Consider the following 19,236-nt stretch of genomic DNA (forward strand, 5'->3'; position numbering starts at 1 on the left):
GAGCGTCACGCGATGCGCAGTCTGCGCCAAGTCCGCCGCGTAGCGCTCTCCGCGTTCATAAAATGGGTCCTGTCGCATGTCCCGCGCTTCCCGGTCGCGGCGAAGCGGTCGCGCGCCAACGCGACATCCTGATACCAACACGCCTGCCAATTCGACCAGTACCTTCGCAGCAGTATGCAAATGCTGCTTTCCCTTCAGCTAGAATGCTTTGCGGTGGCGTGTAGTCATGCAAGGGCGGTCTAACGAGCATCGCAGGATCTTCCAAACTGTCAGGCTTTCTGCAAAGAGTGTGAACAACCGATCGTAGCACGGCCGAACTCCGAAGCCGATCTTAGCGCAGCCGCAGCAAATTGGTGCTTTGGCCGCCGTTTACCCGTTCAATTATTCTGCTGCGAAGGTCCACTTCAACTAAAGAGTTGATCAAATCAAGATTTTGCGACGCAACGAACCGCACAAAAACTCTTAAAAACTTTCGTCACGAAAATTCGTAGCGAGACTTTCCTGCGAAAAGAAATTTGTCTTGACAACCACTTGGCCACAAACCGCAAAAACCACAGATTTCACCAAACAATTCCAGCAGCTTAAACCCACATCATCATTCCCAAAGCACCATAAGCACGGCAAGGAGCGTTGCTAGGCTGATGTGCTAGAACTGTGCTAAGCGCACGGCGCGGCGCTCACAACACACTGTGCTAACAGGTGTTTTCCCAACTGTGCTAACACTGTGATAGGATATTTTCGGGTTTTCAGCGATTTATGCTGCATCGCAGAAATCCAGCAAGCTACTGTTTTCGCTTGATTTAAATGGTGCCCGGGGGCGGAATCGAACCACCGACACGAGGATTTTCAATCCACTGCTCTACCCCTGAGCTACCCGGGCACGGGATGCCAAACACATGGCTGGGTGAGCGGGTTCTAGGAGTTTGTTGCCAGGGTGTCCAGAGCCTTTTTGCCGTCTTCACACATTGCTTTGGATGTTGATGACGTATTGGCCTTTACACGGCTCAGGGACGCACACTGCCGGTTTGTCTGAACCCGTCAACAGTGCGCTTCAGTGGGGCCTTTCCAGCTTGTCTTCGGATTGTGCGGCCTCGTCAAGAGCTTCCTGCAGCTCGTCAATGCTGTCAGGATCTTCAGATGCCACCGCGTAACTACCGTTGAACCAGCGGGCCAGATCCAGATCGGCGCAGCGTTTTGAGCAGAACGGACGCAGGCTCTGGACCACAGGTTTTCCGCAGATCGGACAACTCACGTAAAAACCTCCGACAATGGCAGCCGGGCACGTTTACGCTGTAGTTCATAGTGACCCAGCGGTGTCCATCCGACAAGCGCAGTGTCAGTGTCGTCATTGCGCAGGGCCTGCCTGAGCGCCGTCTCAAAACTGCGCCGGTCCTTTTTGGGCATTGGTGCGGGATCGATGACGATCTGGCCGCCCAGGCCGCGCAACCTGAGAGCGCGGGGCAAAGCCCGGGCACAGGCAAGATTTGCACGCAGACCAGCCGCCAGGGACACATCGGCACCTGTGTTCACGTCCACAGCAACGAGCGCGCGTGTCGGCTCTACAAACATCGCACCGCCACCCTCAAGCGCAACACGCGGTGAGTGCAAGGCTTCAATGGCATCCAGCGCGCCATGTACCTCCAGGCCACCCGGCTCGGTGCTGACCTCGGCCGGTGCCGTCCACTCGCGCCATGCCACGATGTGAGGACCGTCGCCCTCGACCAGGGTCTCCGCTCCCTGCCCTGTGTCTGTAGCGACCCGCTCCGCAAGTGCAGCCATAGCCGCAATGTCGTCGGCGATGTCATCGCCTCCCACGCCGTCACAGCATGAGCGCAGGATCAGACCGTCCTCTGAGCCCTCCATCGCATCATGTGCGATCTCAAGCAGTCGGTCGCGTTCGGCTTCATCACGAACTGTGCGGCTGATGTTAAGCCCCAGAGCACCGGGCGTAATGATCGCGTAACGGCTCTTGAAGAGCAGTTTCTGTGTCACAGGCAGCGCCTTGCCGGGTTCCGCATATCCGGTCACCTGCACGAGGATCATTTGCCCGGGTGCCAGCCCACGGATCTGGCGCAGGAAAGCAGGGCCATCAGGTGTTTTCAGGAACATGCCGCCCTGCCCTTTCACAGGCCGGTCGGCGATTGCGCGATAAACCGTTCCAGGGCGCGGCTGATCAGTATCCGTCAGCAGATCATCCAGATGCCCGTCCACCATCAACGCCGCGGTTTCGCGGCCCTGCCAGTGATCCAGAATAACGGTTCGTCCTTTCATGAAAACACCTTTATGCCAAAGGCCTGCAACAGGCTCGCCGTCTCTGAAAGCGGGAGTCCGACAATACCGGTGAACGAGCCACTGATCCATGGGATCAGTGCACCCGCCGGACCCTGGATACCATAACCGCCCGCTTTCCCCCGCCAGTCATCTGTTGCGAGATAGCCAGCAATCTCCGATTGCGACAAAGACTTCATCCGCACCATGCTGACGACGTCTTTTTCCGCAATTTGCTCACCTTTTCGCACCGCCACAGCAGTAATGACGCGGTGCCGGCGACCCGACATTGCACTCAGAAAAGCCCGCGCCTCGTCTGCATCTGCGGGTTTTCCAAGGATGCGTCGCCCCAGGGCCACGGTGGTATCCGCACAAAGCACCACGTCACCGTCTTCTGCGGGGACGGCCAGCGCTTTTTCACGGGCCATCCGCGCGCAGTATGGCCGCGGCAGTTCACCGATTTGCGGGCTCTCGTCGATGTCAGGTGCCCTGATTTCGTCCGGCACAACACCGATTTGCGCCAGCAATTCCTTGCGGCGCGGCGAGCCTGACCCGAGAATAAACAAGGGTTATTTAAAGCGGTAGTTGATCCGACCCTTGGTCAGATCATAGGGGGTCATCTCGACCTGCACCTTGTCGCCTGCCAGAACGCGGATGCGGTTCTTGCGCATTTTGCCTGCCGTATGTGCGATAATCTCATGGCCGTTTTCAAGCTCGACCCGAAATGTCGCATTTGGCAGGAGTTCCTTGACGACACCGGGGAATTCGAGCGTATCTTCCTTGGCCATGGTTTCTCCTGATTTGCACGTCCACCAGGGTGTGAACGCCGCTTAAATGCGCTTGTTTGACCGTTATTTCAAGAGCAATTCAGCGCAACTGCACAATTGTGGCACCGGCGTCACGGCCCGTCTGCTCTGTCCAGTGCGTTTTGTTCAGCACGACGCCATCCGCGCGCACATGCGCAATCCGCGTTGGGTCAATCTCGGCAAATGTCCATCCGGGACGACCTGTTTCCCCAACGGCCAGGACACCATCAGATGGAAATCCTGTATCCGGCGGCCCGAAAACACCCCCCGCACCTGTCGTGACATCCACCGCATCGGACCATGCCGCCTCGCCCACAAGTGAGGACATGATGGTCACACACTGGTTCTCCAGAGCGCGTGCCATGGCACCGATGCGCACCCGCCAGTACCCCGTCAAGGCTTCGGTACAGGACGGCACGAGAATGTAATCACATTCCGCCAGTGCCCTCCCAAGCAGGGGAAACTCGGCATCATAGCAGATGAGAACGCCGATTTTACCCAAGGCCGTATCGAAAACCTGCAGCGGGCCGCCGCCCTGAACCCGCCAGACATCGCGTTCAAACCGGGTCATTATCTGTTTGTCCTGAACGCCATGCCTGTCGCCCGGCGCAAAGAGGCGCGCGCGGTTAACCGGCCTCGCTCTGGTCGCCGCCGGACCGGAGGCTGCGAGGATGTGAACGCTGAATTCTTCGGCCAGCCGGACATGCAGTGCGTCGGCATCCGCCAGCCGGTCCGAGACCGCAAACAATGATGCCTCCAGGTCAGCGGCGACATCTTTTCCTGCAAGCGTCGCAAGCTCCATGGCACCGTATTCGGGAAAAACCAGAAGCTCGGCACCTTTTCCGGCGGCTTCGCGGACCCAGGTATAAATCTTGTCCTCGTATTGCGCCCAGGATGTCAGAAAATCCAGAGGATAGGCGGCGGCGGCGGCTTTCACAAAATGTCTCCTAAAGGCGTTTCCCGCATCGTCTGCAATAAGATGCACGCTGACAAGGTGTCATGTACCTTTTACATTTTCCGAATAAATAATCTGGGATCGATATAAAACGTTGAATTTTTCACCGGTCAGATTAAAAAAAACAGAAAGCAGCACGAAAGACCACCATGACAATGAAAGGCGTTACACTGCGCGGACTGGAAGTGTTTGAATCGCTTGCCGGAACCGGATCAGTTGCCAAAACAGCAATGCAAACCGGCCTCAGCCAGCCGGCCGTAAGCCAGCAGATGCGCAATCTGGAAGCCGCACTCGAAACCGAGCTTGTTGATCACTCGCGCCGGCCGATGCGCCTGACGCAGGCCGGAAAAACTTTTCTGGTACGTACGGAAAAAGCGCTGGCAGAGCTGCGCAAGGCTCAAAGCGAAATGACCGTAATGGATCTGGCGCATGTCAGGTCCCTGAGCATCGGAATAATCGATGACTTTGACGATAATATCACGCCCAGGCTGGCAACGATCCTCGCAGACAGTCTGACCGGCTGCAGTTTTCAGATGACCACCGCTTCCAGCCATGATCTCACAGCCGCGGTGGCTGAGCAGAACCTGCAGCTGGCTGTTACTGCAACCGCAGAAAACATGCCTGACAATATCGTTGAGCACCCGCTCGCCCGCGACCCTTTTATGGCCGTCGTCCCGCGCGGTGCCGGGCTCAGCTCGCAGACACTGTTCAGTCAGCGCAGCCTGCCGTTTCTGCGCTATGAACAGGACCAGCTGATCAGCGTTCAGACAGAGGCAGCCCTGGAAAAACAGGGCATTGTCCTGCCAAAACTGTTCGAAATCGGCAGCCACCAGGCGCTGATGGCAATGGTCGCCAGAGGCATCGGATGGGCAATTACCACGCCTCTGGGATACATGCGCGCGCAGCGGTTTCACGGCGCTCTCGAAGCGCTGCCCCTGCCAATGACACCATTTGCGCGACAGATCTCGCTGATTACGACACCGGAATGGGATGGGGACGTGCCGCGCGACATTGCAGATACGCTGCGCCGCCTGATGAAGAGCGAGATGACCGATCCTGCTCTGGCAGACCTGCCTTTTCTTGCAGATGAGCTGCGTATACTGGACCGGTAACAGGCGCATAAGAATGGAGCTGGAATGATGCCGCAAAAAATCGTTATCCTGACTGGTGCGGGCATCTCTGCCGAAAGCGGGCTGGGAACCTTTCGTGCCGAGGGAGGCCTCTGGGCGGAGCACAGGATCGAGGACGTCGCGACGCCGGAAGGGTTCGCGCGAAACCCACAGCTGGTCATGGACTTCTACAACGCCCGGCGCGCGCAGGCGGCAGCGGCCAGTCCGAATGCGGGTCATGAGGCACTCGCCCGGCTGGAAGCCGGGTTCAGCGGCGAGGTCATCCTGATCACGCAAAACGTCGATGACCTGCACGAGAAAGCGGGAAGCCAGCGCGTGATGCATATGCATGGCGCACTCACAGGGGCGTTGTGCGGTGCCTGTGAGCACCGCTGGCCAGCGCCCGACCGGATGTCGCCGGGAGACAGCTGCCCGCAATGCAATGCGCCGGCGGCACGTCCGGATATCGTATGGTTCGGCGAGATGCCCTATGACATGGACGAGATATTCGACCACCTGAGCGGGGCGGACCTCTTTGTCAGCATCGGCACTTCCGGCAATGTGTACCCTGCTGCCGGTTTCGTCGCAGAAGCGAGGCGACATGGCGCGCAAACCATTGAATTCAATCTGGAACCCTCTGAAGTGGGCAGCCAGTTCGATGATATCCGCCTTGGTCCTGCGACCCGGACACTGCCGGACTGGGTCGCAGAAGTTCTGGGCTCCTGAGCGCGGAGCAGACGCGGTCAGTCAGTGGCGCCATGATCCATTTTGCTGTGATCATGCGACATACCGGTGTGCTCTGGTTTGCGCTCGTTGTCTACGGGGATCGTGACCGAAACCTCTCCGGCCTTTTCGAAAGTGAAGACCACGATGACCTCGCTGCCCTGCTCCAGCGGCATCTCAATCCCCATGAACATCACATGGTCGCCGCCGCGTTTCATCATATGTGCAGCACCGGCAGGAAGGATGATGCCGTCCTCCAGTTCCGTCATTTTCATGACGCCGTCGCCCTGATCCTTGTGGGTGTGCAACTCGACACGTTTGGCCACATCGGAGGTCACGCTGACGAGCCGGTCATCCGTTGAACCGGCATTGCGGATCATCATGAAAGCGGCACCCGTTGGTGCATTTGGTCTGGACACGCGCGCATAGGCATCGGTGATAACGATGTCACCGGCAAGTGCAGCACCGGGGAGAACGCAGAGCGCAGAAAGAGCCGCGCCGCGCAGAAAGGTTTGAAAGGACATAACTGTCTCCTGTCTGATCTGAAGTTGTAAACGCTGAAATCAGATCAGAAGGGAGGCGCCCGGGTTCGGTTGTCCCGCGCAAGAGCCAGCCGCGCCCCTGGTACGGAATAGCCTGGCAGGACCAGTAAGGTTTCCGCACGGACCGGGCTGCAAACAGTGTCCCTTGTTGCAGTCGGCGCGATCGCCGCAGCTGTGCATTCCGGGCAGATATGAGGTGCTGAGGTCGGATTGCCCTGGGTGTCTGTGTAGACTGTTTTAGTGACAGAGCCGGTGCAGATCACCATCTGACCTGTCGCCGCCGCCGCACCGCGCGCAACGGCCATGCTCTGGCCGGTTGCAATCAGCACCAGACAGAGAACACAGGCCAGCCAGGATTTCAGTACCGCATTCATGCTTCAGATATACCCGGACGCAGAGCACTTGCCCTGTGCCAAAACGACGCGAACCCTGCCCGTTGCAGGGCAGGGTCCGGTCTGTTCGTCCTGTCGGTCAGATCAGCTGAGTGCTTCAGCAGTGTCCGAGGAGTTCGCGATGGCTTTTTTGACTTTCAGCGCATTCGGGGACAGCTCAGCGTCCTTCGCTTTTGCCAGGAACTTGTCGAGGCCACCACGGTGATCGACTGTACGCAGAGCAGCAGCGGAAATGCGGAACTTAAAGCTGCGACCCAGTGCTTCGGACTGCAGGGTCACATCATTCAGGTTCGGCAGAAAACGCCGGCGTGTTTTGTTGTTGGCATGGCTGACATTGTTGCCAGTCATCGGGCCTTTTCCGGTCAGTTCGCAAACGCGTGACATGGGTTCTTCCTTTTTTCTCACGTCGCCCCGGCGGTCCGGTAAACGACAAAAGGGGGCAGCCTCAGGCCACGCCCCGGAAATTCGTTCGCTGGCTTTAGTGGGAATCGCGCAAAGCGTCAACCCGCGCAGGACAGGTTTCGGCTACTTTGACCCCGTGTTGCCGTGCAACCGGGCGATAAACTCTTCTGCCGCTGCAGATGGTCGTAATTCACCCGCTGCAACTGCTTCACCAAGTGCCGCGAGCGTTTGTCGCGCGCCGGGGTTTTCCAGCTGGGACAGCAGCGCATTTCTGACGTCCTGGCCAAACCAGTAACGCGCCTGATCCGCACGCGTTCTGTCCCAGAATCCGGCATCCCGGCGCCAGGCCACAAGCGCGTTGAGATCCTCCCAGACCCCTGCAAGGCCTTCGTCGTGCAAGGCAGAGACCATCACCGCGCGGGGGTAGCCCTCCGGATCCTGCGGGCGTTTGCGAAGCAGGCGCAACGCGCCGGAATAATCCGCACAGGTCCGTGTGGCTGCTGCTTTCAGATCGCCATCTGCCTTGTTCACGACAATCATGTCGGCGATTTCCATGATACCACGCTTCACGCCCTGCAACTCATCGCCACCCGCTGGAGCGAGCAACAACAAAAAGACGTCAGACATCTCTGCCACTACCGTCTCTGACTGCCCGACACCCACTGTCTCGATCAGAACTGTGTCAAAGCCCGCCGCTTCGCACAGAGCAACCGCTTCACGCGACCGGCGCGCAACACCGCCCAGATGCGTCTGACTTGGCGAAGGGCGGATAAAAGCGTTCGGGTCGCGGGACAGCCTGTCCATCCGCGTCTTATCCCCCAGGATCGAGCCACCGGAACGGCTGGACGAAGGATCCACAGCAAGGACAGCAACTTTCAGCCCCTGCCCTGTCAGCATCATCCCAAAGCTTTCGATAAAAGTTGATTTGCCGACGCCCGGTGTGCCGGAAAGTCCGATCCGCAGCGCCTGGCGGTCTTTGGGCAGCACTTCCAGCAGTTCAGCGGCCTGTGCCCGGTGATCAGAGCGCGCGCTTTCCACAAGCGTAATTGCACGGGCCAGCGCCCGGCGCTGTCCGTTGGCAACTCCCTGTGCAAGTTCTGCGATATCCATGGCCCTGCCCTGCGTTTCCCTGACAGGTTTTCCGGTCTTGTACGGCAAAAGTCCAGTGCTTGGCGCGCCGTTGCGGTTTCGCTATGCAGGGCACATGCGGTTTTCCCTGCCCATTGATGATATCCTGCAACGCGTTACGGATGTTCTCCGGCGCGACAGACGCGTTGTGTTGCAGGCACCGCCCGGCGCAGGCAAAACCACGCGGGTGCCGCTGGCCATCCTGGAGGCGGGCCTCACGGACGGGCGCATTCTGATGCTGGAGCCGCGCCGGCTGGCCGCACGGGCCGCAGCCGACAGAATGGCGGCAACTCTGAACGAAGAACCAGGCCAGACGGTGGGCTACAGGATGCGGGGCGCGTCCAAAACCAGCAAATCCACACGGATCGAGGTGATCACCGAAGGCATCCTGACACGGATGCTGCAGGAGACGCCCGACCTGCCGGGGGTTGGTGCCGTCATTTTCGACGAGTTCCACGAGCGCTCTCTGAACGCTGACCTTGGCCTTGCGCTTTGTCTCGAGGTTGCATCGGCGCTGCGCGACGATCTGTTGCTGGTCGCAATGTCAGCGACACTGGATGCCGGACCGGTCGCCGGTCTGATGCAGGCCGAAATCCTGACATCCCAGGGACGGGCCTTTGCTGTCACCGAGCACTTTCTGCCCCGCCCGCGTGGCAAGGAACGCCTTGAGCAGGCCGTCGCCGATCTGACACTACACGCTCTGTCTGCCTCAGAGGGCAGCGCCCTGGTGTTCCTGCCGGGCGAAGGCGAAATTCGCCGTACAGAAGCCGCGTTGCGGCGCCGGTTGCCGAACGGCGTTACGCTTCACCCTCTGTTCGGCGCGATGGATTTTCGTGCACAGCGCGCAGCAATCAGACCCGCGGAAACCGGGCGCAAAGTCGTGCTGGCCACGTCCATCGCGGAAACATCGCTGACCATCGAAGGGATACGCATTGTGGTGGATGCGGGCCTGTCCCGCCGGGCGGAATCCGATCCGTCATCCGGAATGTCGCGCCTTGTTACAACGCGCGTCTCGCGCGCTGAAGCCACCCAGCGCATGGGACGTGCCGGACGCGTAGCACCCGGTGACTGCTTCAGGCTCTGGACCCGCGGCGAAGATGGCGCGCTGGCCGCTCAGCCGCCGGCAGAGATCGAGGCTGGTGATCTGGCGGGGTTTGCCCTTGAGCTGGCCGTCTGGGGGAGCAAAGCTGCGGATATGGCGTTCGTGACACCGCCTCACGCGGGGCGCCTCGAAGAAGCCAGATCGGTTCTGAAAATGCTCGGTGCGCTGGACGGGGATGACCGTATCACGGCTCACGGCAGGCAACTGGCGTCCCTTCCGCTGCATCCCCGGCTTGCACATATGGTTGCAAAAGGGGGCAGATCTGCACCGCAGCTGGCGGCAATCCTGTCCGAACGCGATGTTTTGCGTGATGCACCTGTGGACCTGTCGCTGCGTGTCAGGGCCGTAGCGGATCCGGGTGGTTTCGAACGCGACACAGGGCGCGTGCCCGACCGGTCGACCCTCTCGCGCATTCGCGAAGAAGCCAGAAGACTTGCACAGCAGATAACCGGAGGCGGCCCTGAAGAAACCGCCGTCCTGGCAGCACTGGCCTATCCGGACCGTGTGGGCTTTCGACGCAGCGGCGATGCACCACGCTATGTGCTTTCTGGTGGTAAGGGTGCTGTGATCCCACAGGGCGATCCTCTGTCCGGTGCCCGCCTGATTGTGGCGACCAGCCTCGACGGGGATCCGCGCGAGGCGAAAATCAGACAGGCACTGGAGATCAGCGAAGCAGATCTGCGCGAAACCTTCGCCGATCAGATCACCTGGCAAAACCTGTGCCAGTGGTCGCGTCGCGAGGGGCGGGTTATGACGCGCCGCCAGGAGCGCTTCGGCGCGCTCGTCCTGGCGGATCGTATATGGCAGGACGCACCCCCCGAAGACATTGCGGCCGCCATGCTGACAGGTGTCCGGCAATTGGGATTGCTGCCCTCTGCTTCTGCGGAACGCTTTCTGGCGCGGGCCCGGCTGCTGCAGTCTGCAACCGCTTTTCCGGATTTCGGCGAAGAACACCTGCTGGACACGCTTGAGGACTGGCTGATGCCGCACATACATGGTGTCCGCACAACGTCCGACTGGAAACGGTTCGACATCACGGATGCCCTGCGCGCCAGGCTGAGCTGGGACCAGATGCAGCAGCTTGACCGCGAAGCGCCTGCGCATTTTACGACACCCCTGGGGAACCGCGTAGCCATCAGTTATGAAGGTGCCCAGCCACAGATTTCTCTGCGCCTGCAGGAACTCTTTGGTGTGACGCGACATCCGACAGTTGCCGGAACGCCGTTGCAGCTGACCCTGCTCTCGCCCGCGCGCAGACCCGTGCAGGTGACAGAGGATCTGCCCGGCTTCTGGGCGTCATCCTATGCGGATGTGCGCAAAGACATGCGCGGGCGCTATCCCAAACACCCCTGGCCAGAAGACCCGACAGCGGCCGACCCGACACTGCGCGCCAAGCCACGAAAGAGCTGATTTTTCAGCGCTGGAGACACCAGCGCATGATCGCTTTCTGCGCGTGCAGCCGGTTTTCGGCCTCGTCAAAGATCACCGAATGCGGCCCGTCCATTACTTCGGATGTTGCCTCGTCATCGCGATGCGCCGGCAGACAATGCATAAACAGCGCATCAGGTTTTGCCTGCGCCATCAAATCCGCGTTGACCTGATACCCCCGCAGCTGGTTGTGACGACGTTCGCGCGCAGACTGCGGATCGTGCATGGAAACCCAGGTGTCTGTAACCACCAGATCAGCCCCCTGAACCGCCTTTGCCGGGTCGCGTTCGATCGAATACATCCCCTCAAGTGCGGGTTCAGGATCCAGCGGGGGCGGGCCGGTAAAGACCAGGTCGAAATCAAACTGCCGGGCCGCGTGCGCAAAGCTCGCAAAAACGTTGTTGCCATCGCCCGACCAGACGACCCTGCGCCCTTTTATCGGCCCGCTGTGCTCCTCGAACGTCATCACATCCGCCATGATCTGGCAGGGATGTGTGCGGTTGGTCAGACCGTTTATGACCGGAACAGTCGCGTGTTCTGCCATCTCCAGCAGTGTCGCCTCCTCAAAGGTCCGGATCATGATCAGGTCAACGTACCGGCTCAGTACCCGCGCGGTATCGGCGATGGTTTCCCCGTGGCCAAGCTGCATGTCTGTGCCGGACAGCACCATCGTCTGACCGCCCATCTGCCGCACCCCGACATCAAAGGAAACGCGGGTCCGTGTCGAGGGTTTTTCAAAGATCAGCGCGACCATGTGGTCCCGGAGCGGCTGCGCCTCGTCCAGCGCCCCCCGGGGGCGGCCCGCACGGGCAGCCTTCATTGCAGCGGCACTGTCAATGATGCCGCGCAATTCAGCCGGGTCAGTGGTATGGATATCCAGAAAATGGTTCATGTTATCGGACTTTTCAAAAAAGGATCAGGGTCAGGCAGCGGAAACGGCTGTGGCAGCCGCGTCCAGACGCGAGACGGCTTCAGCGATCTCATTGTCCGAGATCGTCAACGCAGGCAGAAGGCGGATGACATTGTCTGCCGCAGGAACAGTCAGCACTTCACTGGCATATCCCGCCGCGACGATATCCGTGTTCGCAGCCCTGCACCGTATCCCCAGCATCAGACCGCTGCCCCGCACGCTCTCAAAGACATCCGGATGGGCAGCGATCAGCCCTTCCAGCTTCTGGCGCAGCAATCCGGCTTTGCGGTTTACCTCCGCCAGAAAATCGCGGTCTGCGATGACATCCATCACTGCACAGCCAACGGCACAGCCCAGTGGGTTGCCGCCATAGGTCGAGCCATGGGTTCCTGCCGTCATCCCCGAGGCGGCCTCTTCGGTCGCCAGCACAGCACCCAGGGGAAAGCCGCCCCCGATCCCTTTGGCCACCATCATGATATCAGGCGAGATCCCGGCCCATTCATGCGCAAAAAGCCTGCCCGTGCGGCCCACGCCGCACTGTACCTCATCGAGGATCAGCAGGATGCCGTGCTCATCACACAGATCGCGCAGCCCTTTCAGACACTGGTCCGGCACCGGACGGATACCGCCTTCGCCCTGAACAGGCTCGATCAGAATGGCTGCGGTATTTTCAGTGATCGCAGCGGTAAGGGCGTCATGATCCCCAAATTCCAGATGAACAAACCCGGGCAGCAGCGGACCAAACCCTTTGGTCATTTTCTCTGATCCTGCTGCGGCAATTCCAGCAGCGGAGCGTCCATGAAACGAACCGGAGAACGTAATGATCTCCGTCCGCTCCGGCTGATCTTTGTCGAACCAATACTTGCGTGCCATTTTGACCGCCAGTTCACAGGACTCGGTACCTGAATTGGTAAAGAATACCGTATCTGCAAATGTGTGCGCAGTCAGTTTGTCCGCCAGCTCCTGCTGCTTTGGGATCTGGTACAGATTGGACGTGTGCCACAGTGCCCCGGCCTGATCCGTCAGTGCCGCAACCAGTGCCGGATGCGCATGCCCCAGCGCATTGACCGCAATGCCCGCACCCAGATCCAGAAAACGTCGCCCGTCTGCTTCCACCAACCAGGAGCCTTCGCCTTTTACAAAGCTCATCGGGGCACGGGAATAAGTCGGCAGTATGGTCGGGATCATCGGATCGTCCTTGTCAGATGCGCTCTGGCTGAAGCACGGAACGTGCATGAGCCTCTGGAGCAGGTCAACATTTTTTAAAGAGGAGGAAAACAATGGGCACAGGGCCCGGGATCACGCAGTGGTGGTTCAGGCGCTCAGGCGTCGTCGGACCGGATATGTCTGCAAGGTGATCATGCTGCTGGCTAACCCGGGAAAGCGCGGAAGAAAAGCCTTTTGTGCTCTTGTCAGCAAACGGGTTCGGGCGCATAGGGCGGCATGGCTGCAACAACCGCGCAAAATCCCAGGCTTGCCCTCGTCCTGATGGCCGTTGCCACAGCCTTTATTGCCGGCACGATGCTGATCGCAAAAACGCTGGGCAGCACGGCCTTTGGCCCCGCGCTGCATCCCTTGCAGATATCACACGGCCGGTTTGTCTTTGCCTTTATGACAATTGCGGCGGTGGCTGCCATGATCCGTCCGCAATTACAGCGGCCTGCGTGGCGGCTGCATCTGGCGCGTACTGCCTTTGGGTGGGCCGGTGTCACGCTCATGTTTGCGTCAGTGGCATGGATCCCGCTGGCCGATGCGACCGCGATTACATTTCTCAACCCGGTTTTCGGAATGATGCTGGCAATTCCATTGCTGGGGGAAAAAGTGGGGCGCATCCGGTGGTCGGCGGCGGCGATGGCCATTGCCGGGGCAATGATCCTGCTGCGCCCTACCCCGGAGAGCTTTCAGGCCGCAAGCCTTCTGGCACTTGGTGCTGCGATGCTGATGGGAATGGAACTCATTTTCATCAAAAAACTGGCCGGGCGCGAGACTGCCTTTCAAATTCTGCTGATCAACAACTTTCTCGGCCTGCTCCTGTCATCGCTGGCTGTTCTGGCTGCCTGGGAACCGCCGACACCTCAGCAGTGGATGCTGCTGGTGGCTCTGGGCAGCTGTATGGCCGCGGCCCAGGCCTGTTTTGTCAACGCCATGGCCCGGGCGGATGCCAGCTTCATAGCGCCTTTCAGCTATGGCACCCTGCTTTTTGCGGCGGTTTACGACATGGTTTTTTTCGGGCAGTTCCCGGATTTTGTCACCATTCTGGGTGCCTGTGTTATCCTGACAGGCGGTATCATTCTGGCAATCCGTGAGGCCAGCGCCCGCCCGGCGGCACCCAATCCACAAAGCTGACCGTTCACCGCTTGTAACTCGCCGCGCGTTGCTTAAAATAGAGCACTGACGAAATGACAGAGCGGTCCGGGAAACAGGGCCGCTTTTGACGTAAGGAATATCCGATGTCCTGGACCGACGAACGCGTTGAGATGCTCAAAAAGATGTGGGGGGAGGGCCAGTCCGCCAGCCAGATCGCCAAGGAGCTGGGCGGGGTGACCCGCAACGCGGTCATCGGCAAAGTGCACAGGCTGGGTCTGTCAAACCGTGCAACGGCTGCTGCCAAGCCCGAGGCCAAGGCAAAGCCAGCGCCCAAAGCCGAAGCCAGGCCAAAGCCCGCCCCTAAACCAGCAGAACCTGCAGCACGTGCAGAGGCGGAGCCCGCGGCACCAAAACCGCTGCCCGCACGCAAGCAGATCATTCCGGCAGGTCAGCCGCTTCCGCCTCAGCCCTCGGCCAATGAGATCAGCCCAGAAGCGCTGGCCAAAGTGTCCGAGATCGAGAAAAAGGCAAAAAAGCTCTCTCTGATGGAACTTACCGAGCGGACCTGCAAATGGCCCGTGGGAGACCCGGCAACCGATCATTTCTGGTTTTGCGGCCTGCCCGTTCAGCAAGGCAAGCCATACTGCGAGGCGCATGTCGGCGTGGCATTCCAGCCAATGTCATCGCGCCGCGACAGACGCCGCTGAGACCGCTTCGCTGAAATTTTTCCAACGCAATGGTGAGTTGCGCTCGCGCGGGCATCGTATATGCCCTTGCCCGGAGAGATGAGACGGAGAGACGCAGATGTCCAACCCCCAGACAATTCGGGCCGCAGATGCGCTGGCGCAACGGTTGTACAGGGCGGGCTGCAGGCACGCCTTTGGCATGCCCGGCGGCGAGGTTCTGACCCTGGTGGATGCACTTGAGGCGGCAGGCATCCGTTTTATCCTGGCAAAACACGAAAACGCAGCTGCCTTTATGGCCGAGGGCGTCTATCACCGGACCGGCGCGCCAGGCATTCTGGTCGCCACGGTAGGACCAGGTGCACTGAATGGTGTGAACGCGGTTGCCAATGCCCATCAGGACCGTGTGCCGCTGATCGTTCTTGCAGGTGCGGTGGATGCAGATGAGGCACAGACATATACTCACCAGGTACTGGACCAGCAGGCAGTGTTCCGCCCGATCACCAAGGCAAGTTTTTCGCTGGTGCCCGGAGCCGCGCATGTGATTGCCGACAAGGCGGTCGGGATTGCAACCGAGGGCAGACCCGGCCCGGTTCATATCGACGTGCCGATCACAGTTGCAGATGCCAGAATCTCAGCCGAAGCCCCCGCACCGCGCGCTGACGCGGCGATCGTTGCACCGGCTGGCGCGGATCTGCAGACCGCCCGGGGCTGGCTGGCACAGGCGCGCCGCCCTGTGATCGTGGCCGGCCTTGATGCGATGAACGATGCGGCGGGAGACGCTCTGGTTGCTTTTGCCGAAAAACACCATATCCCTGTCATCACCACCTACAAAGCCAAAGGGTTGATGCCCGAGGATCACCCGTTGTGTCTGGGGGGTGCCGGTCTCTCTCCTCTGGCGGACAGGCACCTGCTGCCGTTTTTGGCCCGGGCCGATCTGATCCTGTGTCTGGGCTATGACCCGATCGAGATGCGCACGGGCTGGCGGGATGCCTGGGATCCGCGAACGCAGAATGTCATCGACATCACTGCAGAGCCGAACCACCACTTTATGCATCAGTCGGGTCTGAACTTTATTGCCGATTGTAACGCTGCACTGAAAGCACTGTCTGACGGCGTGGCGCCGCTGGAAACCTGGGCGGACGGCGGCATTGAAAGCACAAAAGCCGCCCTGGCAGCGGCCTTTCCGAAGGACGACGTATGGGGCCCGGCAGCCGTGATCGCGACATGCCGTGACATCCTGCCTCGCAATACGCTCGCCACTGTCGACAGCGGCGCGCACCGCATTCTGCTCAGCCAGATGTGGGAGTGTTATGAGCCGCGCGGCCTGACCCAGTCCACCGCTCTGTGCACGATGGGATGCGCCATCCCGCTGGCGATGGGCGCACAGGTCGCCGAACTTGACCGGCCCGTCGTCTCTTTCAGCGGCGACGCCGGATTTCTGATGATCGCGGGAGAGCTGAGCACGGCCGCCGAACTGGGGCTGCGCACGGTTTTCGTGGTATTTGTGGACGCCTCTCTTTCGCTGATCGAACTCAAGCAGCGCTCACGCCAGCTGACCAATCACGGCGTCGACTTTGCGCGCCATGACTATGCGGCGATGGGACAGGCATTTGGCGGTGCGGGCCACACGGTCACAAACCGGTCCGAGCTGGAAACTGCGCTCAGCACAGCACTTGCTGCCGACACGTTCACGGTGATTGCCGCTGTCATCGACCGGGGTGGGTATGACGGACGCATCTGATACACCGATGGCGCTCGACGGACTCGTCGTGCTTGATCTCAGCCGGATCCTCGCGGGTCCCACAGCCACACAGTTGCTGGGCGATTTCGGCGCAACTGTGATCAAGGTCGAGAACCCCAAAACGGAGGGTGATGACACCCGCGGCTGGGGGCCGAATTATGCGCTGGATACAAATGGCCAAAAGACAGACCTGTCTGCCTATTTCATGGCAGCCAACCGCAATAAGCAATCGGTTGCGGTTGATCTGTCTACAGACGCGGGGCAGGAAATGATCCGCCAGCTTGCCGCCCGCGCCGATGTGGTGGTCGAAAATTACAAACCGGGCGGGTTGCGCAAATACGGGCTGGATCACGAGACGCTCTGTGCAGCCCACCCGGGCCTTGTCTATTGCTCGATCTCGGGTTTTGGCCAGACCGGGCCAAACCGCGATCAGCCCGGATATGACCTTATGGCACAGGGCTATGGCGGCATCATGTCCCTGACGGGTGCACCGGACGGGCCACCAATGAAGGTGGGCGTTGGCATCGCTGATGTCATGTGCGGGATGTATGCGGCCGTTGGCATACTTGCTGCTTTAAGGCACCGGGATGCAACCGGCGAGGGGCAGCACATTGACCTTTCGCTGGTGGATGCGCAGATGGCCTGGCTGATCAACGAGGGCACAAACTATCTGACCTCTGGCAAGGAGCCGGTCCGGCGGGGGAACGCGCATCCGAACATCGTGCCCTATGATGCCTTTGCCTGTTCCGACGGCCACATTCTGATTGCCGTCGGAAACGATGCACAGTTTGCGCGGTTTTGCGATGTTCTGGGTCTGGGTCAGCTGGCAGAGGATGACCGTTTCAAGACCAACGTGGCACGGATCGAAAACCGCGACACGCTGATCCCCCTGCTGTCACCCGCAGTCGCCGCGCTCAGCACTGCTGAAGTGCTGGACCGGCTCCATTCAGTCAAGGTACCGGCGGGCCCGATTCACACGGTTGCGCAGGCGCTTGGCTCCGATCAGGCACAGGCCAGGGGAACTGTAGCAGAGGTCGCCGCAGACGGGGTGCAGAACGGGCATGTCAGGTTGCTGGGCAACCCACTGAAGCTGTCGCGGACGCCGGTGCAATACCGCAAGGCGCCGCCGTTTTTCGGGCAGGATACCGCTGCGGTCTGCGACACCTTTGGCCTGAGGCCGCCAAAGGCGTAACAATCGCCCGCTGACCGGCAAAATTTTGCCTTTCTATTCATCTTCTGGCTGTAAATCGCTGAAACATTGGCGCGAACGGGACACGGTCCTTCACGTTGGCGTGTGTCCGGCCGGACGCGCCTTCGCCCGCACCAATATTGCGATACACAGAACCCATAACTTGTAAAAGGCGCGTTCTCGATGAAATACGATATCTGCCAAGGCCCCGTATCCCTGACGACCGATGATGCGGTGTCGGAATGGAACAGCATGGTTCATGCTTTCCTGGCACACGGAACAGCAACACCCACCCACCTTGGAGCGGTGTTGAAAAGTCATCCGGATTTCGCAATGGGCCATGCCGCGCGCGGTCTTTTTTCAATGATGATGGGCCGCAAGGAACTGGTCACGGTCGCGCAGGAAGCCGCCGCTGCTGCACACAGAGCGGCAGGCAACAGCGCAATCTCCCCGCGCGAACGCGCCTGGATCGATGCCCTGGATCACTGGCTGTCCGGCAGCCTGTCCGGCGCGGTCACCGAAATGGAGAAAATCCTCAGCCAGAACCCGGCGGATACGCTTTCAGCCAAGGTCAGCCACGCCATCCGTTTTATCCTGGGCGATGCCCACGGTATGCGCCGCTCTATTGAACGGGTTCTGGAGGCACATGACGAAGATCACCCCCTGCGTGGTTTCGCACTGGGATGCCATGCATTTGCGCTTGAGGAAACGGGCGACTATGAAAACGCGGAAAAAGCCGGGCGTCACGGTCTTGTTCTCGTACCCCAGGACAGCTGGGGGCTGCATGCGGTCACCCACGTCTACGATATGACCGCACGTTCCGGCGATGGCATCCGGATGATCGAAGACCACACAAGCGCCTGGGACCACTGCAATAATTTCCGCTATCACGTCTGGTGGCACAAAGCGCTGCTCCATATGGACCGCGGAGAGCTGGACGTTGCTCTTGGACTCTATGACGCCCAGATCCGCGCGGACAAAACGGATGATTACCGCGATATATCCAACGCCACCTCACTGCTGACACGGCTGGAGCTCGAAGGCGTCGATGTCGGACCGCGCTGGGATGAACTGGCCGATCTGGCGCAGAACCGAACGGAGGATGGCTGTGTGGTGTTCGCGGACCTGCACTACATGCTGGCGCTCACCGGCGCTGACCGTCCGGACGCGATTGCCGAGATGACGGACCGTTTTGCGCGGGATGCTGCCTGCGACGGCGAGATGCAGTCGCGCTATGCCGATCCCGGCGTTGCCGCACTGCAGGGTTTAAACGCTTTCGCCGAGGCACGCTATGACACCGCCTTTGCAAACCTTGCCGCCGCGCGCCCTGCAATGCAGACAATAGGCGGCAGCCACGCGCAGCGCGACGTGTTCGAGCGGCTGACGATCGACGCAGGTCTGCGCGCCGGGCGCTATGACGCCACCGAAACCATTCTGTTGGACAGGCTCGACCGCCGCGCGGGAAATGCCGACCGTTACACCACGTCGCGCATGGAAACCATTTCCCGGGCCCGGCGAATCCCTGCGCAGTGACACCGGCGACCTGAT

At 60.1% G+C, this 19,236-nt stretch carries 19 protein-coding genes and 1 tRNA gene; 8 read left to right on the plus strand and 12 right to left on the minus strand.

The annotated features are described in order from the left end of the window. Positions 1 to 805: 805 nt before the first annotated feature. From Q1A34_RS15085 to Q1A34_RS15110, 6 genes are all read right to left on the minus strand, one after another. Positions 806 to 880 (minus strand) — tRNA-Phe (locus Q1A34_RS15085). A gap of 171 nt (positions 881 to 1,051) precedes the next feature. Beyond that, complete coding sequence (gene yacG / locus Q1A34_RS15090) at positions 1,052 to 1,252, minus strand: DNA gyrase inhibitor YacG (protein WP_300035807.1); 201 nt, start codon at positions 1,250 to 1,252, stop codon at positions 1,052 to 1,054. After that, positions 1,249 to 2,271: a ribonuclease E/G gene (locus Q1A34_RS15095; RefSeq protein ID WP_300035810.1), complete on the minus strand. Its 1,023-nt coding sequence runs from the start codon at positions 2,269 to 2,271 to the stop codon at positions 1,249 to 1,251. The genes yacG and Q1A34_RS15095 overlap by 4 nt, the downstream gene beginning before the upstream one ends. Further along, the gene (locus tag Q1A34_RS15100; protein ID WP_300035813.1) at positions 2,268 to 2,834 is read right to left on the minus strand and encodes a nucleoside triphosphate pyrophosphatase; all 567 of its coding nucleotides are present in this window, start codon (positions 2,832 to 2,834) and stop codon (positions 2,268 to 2,270) included. Before Q1A34_RS15100 ends, Q1A34_RS15095 begins: the two co-directional genes overlap by 4 nt. Positions 2,835 to 2,837: 3 nt before the next feature. Then, positions 2,838 to 3,056, minus strand: a complete 219-nt coding sequence (gene infA / locus Q1A34_RS15105; RefSeq protein ID WP_005978431.1) for a translation initiation factor IF-1 — start codon at positions 3,054 to 3,056, stop codon at positions 2,838 to 2,840. 79 nt (positions 3,057 to 3,135) lie between these two features. Next, positions 3,136 to 4,011: a carbon-nitrogen hydrolase family protein gene (locus Q1A34_RS15110; RefSeq protein ID WP_300035816.1), complete on the minus strand. Its 876-nt coding sequence runs from the start codon at positions 4,009 to 4,011 to the stop codon at positions 3,136 to 3,138. Between the two features lie 167 nt (positions 4,012 to 4,178). Here Q1A34_RS15110 and Q1A34_RS15115 point away from each other — a divergent pair, with 167 nt between their 5' ends. Beyond that, positions 4,179 to 5,141, plus strand: coding sequence for a LysR family transcriptional regulator (locus Q1A34_RS15115; RefSeq protein WP_300035819.1), 963 nt, complete (start codon positions 4,179 to 4,181; stop codon positions 5,139 to 5,141). Between the two features lie 27 nt (positions 5,142 to 5,168). Further along, positions 5,169 to 5,864 carry an NAD-dependent deacylase gene (locus Q1A34_RS15120; RefSeq protein ID WP_300036711.1) on the plus strand — a complete coding sequence of 232 codons (696 nt, stop codon included), beginning with the start codon at positions 5,169 to 5,171 and terminating at the stop codon, positions 5,862 to 5,864. Between the two features lie 17 nt (positions 5,865 to 5,881). Here Q1A34_RS15120 and Q1A34_RS15125 read toward each other — a convergent pair whose 3' ends face one another. The 4 genes from Q1A34_RS15125 to meaB all read right to left on the minus strand — a co-directional run bounded on the left by Q1A34_RS15125 (position 5,882) and on the right by meaB (position 8,307). Continuing rightward, the gene (locus tag Q1A34_RS15125; RefSeq protein WP_300035822.1) at positions 5,882 to 6,385 is read right to left on the minus strand and encodes a copper chaperone PCu(A)C; all 504 of its coding nucleotides are present in this window, start codon (positions 6,383 to 6,385) and stop codon (positions 5,882 to 5,884) included. A 44-nt stretch (positions 6,386 to 6,429) separates the two neighbouring features. Beyond that, entirely contained in the window at positions 6,430 to 6,777 is a 348-nt protein-coding gene (locus Q1A34_RS15130) for a DUF2946 family protein (RefSeq protein ID WP_300035825.1), read from the minus strand. Positions 6,778 to 6,879: 102 nt separating this feature from the next. Then, complete coding sequence (rpmB, locus tag Q1A34_RS15135) at positions 6,880 to 7,179, minus strand: 50S ribosomal protein L28 (RefSeq protein WP_300035828.1); 300 nt, start codon at positions 7,177 to 7,179, stop codon at positions 6,880 to 6,882. Between the two features lie 141 nt (positions 7,180 to 7,320). Then, on the minus strand, positions 7,321 to 8,307 hold the full coding sequence (gene meaB, locus Q1A34_RS15140) for a methylmalonyl Co-A mutase-associated GTPase MeaB (protein WP_300035831.1): 987 nt from the start codon (positions 8,305 to 8,307) through the stop codon (positions 7,321 to 7,323). 94 nt (positions 8,308 to 8,401) lie between these two features. Here meaB and hrpB point away from each other — a divergent pair, with 94 nt between their 5' ends. Continuing rightward, complete coding sequence (hrpB, locus tag Q1A34_RS15145; protein ID WP_300036714.1) at positions 8,402 to 10,837, plus strand: ATP-dependent helicase HrpB; 2,436 nt, start codon at positions 8,402 to 8,404, stop codon at positions 10,835 to 10,837. A 4-nt stretch (positions 10,838 to 10,841) separates the two neighbouring features. On the opposite strand, the gene argF is transcribed toward hrpB, so the two are convergent. Beyond that, positions 10,842 to 11,747 carry an ornithine carbamoyltransferase gene (argF, locus tag Q1A34_RS15150; RefSeq protein WP_300035834.1) on the minus strand — a complete coding sequence of 302 codons (906 nt, stop codon included), beginning with the start codon at positions 11,745 to 11,747 and terminating at the stop codon, positions 10,842 to 10,844. A 30-nt stretch (positions 11,748 to 11,777) separates the two neighbouring features. Continuing rightward, the gene (locus Q1A34_RS15155; protein ID WP_300035837.1) at positions 11,778 to 12,953 is read right to left on the minus strand and encodes an aspartate aminotransferase family protein; all 1,176 of its coding nucleotides are present in this window, start codon (positions 12,951 to 12,953) and stop codon (positions 11,778 to 11,780) included. Between the two features lie 255 nt (positions 12,954 to 13,208). Here Q1A34_RS15155 and Q1A34_RS15160 point away from each other — a divergent pair, with 255 nt between their 5' ends. The 5 genes from Q1A34_RS15160 to Q1A34_RS15180 all read left to right on the plus strand — a co-directional run bounded on the left by Q1A34_RS15160 (position 13,209) and on the right by Q1A34_RS15180 (position 19,221). After that, positions 13,209 to 14,111 (plus strand): DMT family transporter, encoded by a 903-nt coding sequence (locus Q1A34_RS15160; RefSeq protein WP_300035840.1) that lies wholly within the window; start codon positions 13,209 to 13,211, stop codon positions 14,109 to 14,111. Between the two features lie 104 nt (positions 14,112 to 14,215). Beyond that, positions 14,216 to 14,779, plus strand: coding sequence for a GcrA family cell cycle regulator (locus tag Q1A34_RS15165; RefSeq protein ID WP_300035845.1), 564 nt, complete (start codon positions 14,216 to 14,218; stop codon positions 14,777 to 14,779). Positions 14,780 to 14,876: 97 nt separating this feature from the next. After that, positions 14,877 to 16,499, plus strand: a complete 1,623-nt coding sequence (locus Q1A34_RS15170) for a thiamine pyrophosphate-binding protein (protein ID WP_300035847.1) — start codon at positions 14,877 to 14,879, stop codon at positions 16,497 to 16,499. Continuing rightward, positions 16,483 to 17,691 carry a CoA transferase gene (locus Q1A34_RS15175; protein WP_300035850.1) on the plus strand — a complete coding sequence of 403 codons (1,209 nt, stop codon included), beginning with the start codon at positions 16,483 to 16,485 and terminating at the stop codon, positions 17,689 to 17,691. The genes Q1A34_RS15170 and Q1A34_RS15175 overlap by 17 nt, the downstream gene beginning before the upstream one ends. 180 nt (positions 17,692 to 17,871) lie before the next feature. Next, entirely contained in the window at positions 17,872 to 19,221 is a 1,350-nt protein-coding gene (locus tag Q1A34_RS15180) for a tetratricopeptide repeat protein (RefSeq protein WP_300035853.1), read from the plus strand. Positions 19,222 to 19,236 lie beyond the last annotated feature (15 nt).

The sequence above is a fragment of the uncultured Roseobacter sp. genome (assembly GCF_947491795.1).
In the GTDB taxonomy this organism is placed as follows: Bacteria; Pseudomonadota; Alphaproteobacteria; order Rhodobacterales; family Rhodobacteraceae; genus Roseobacter.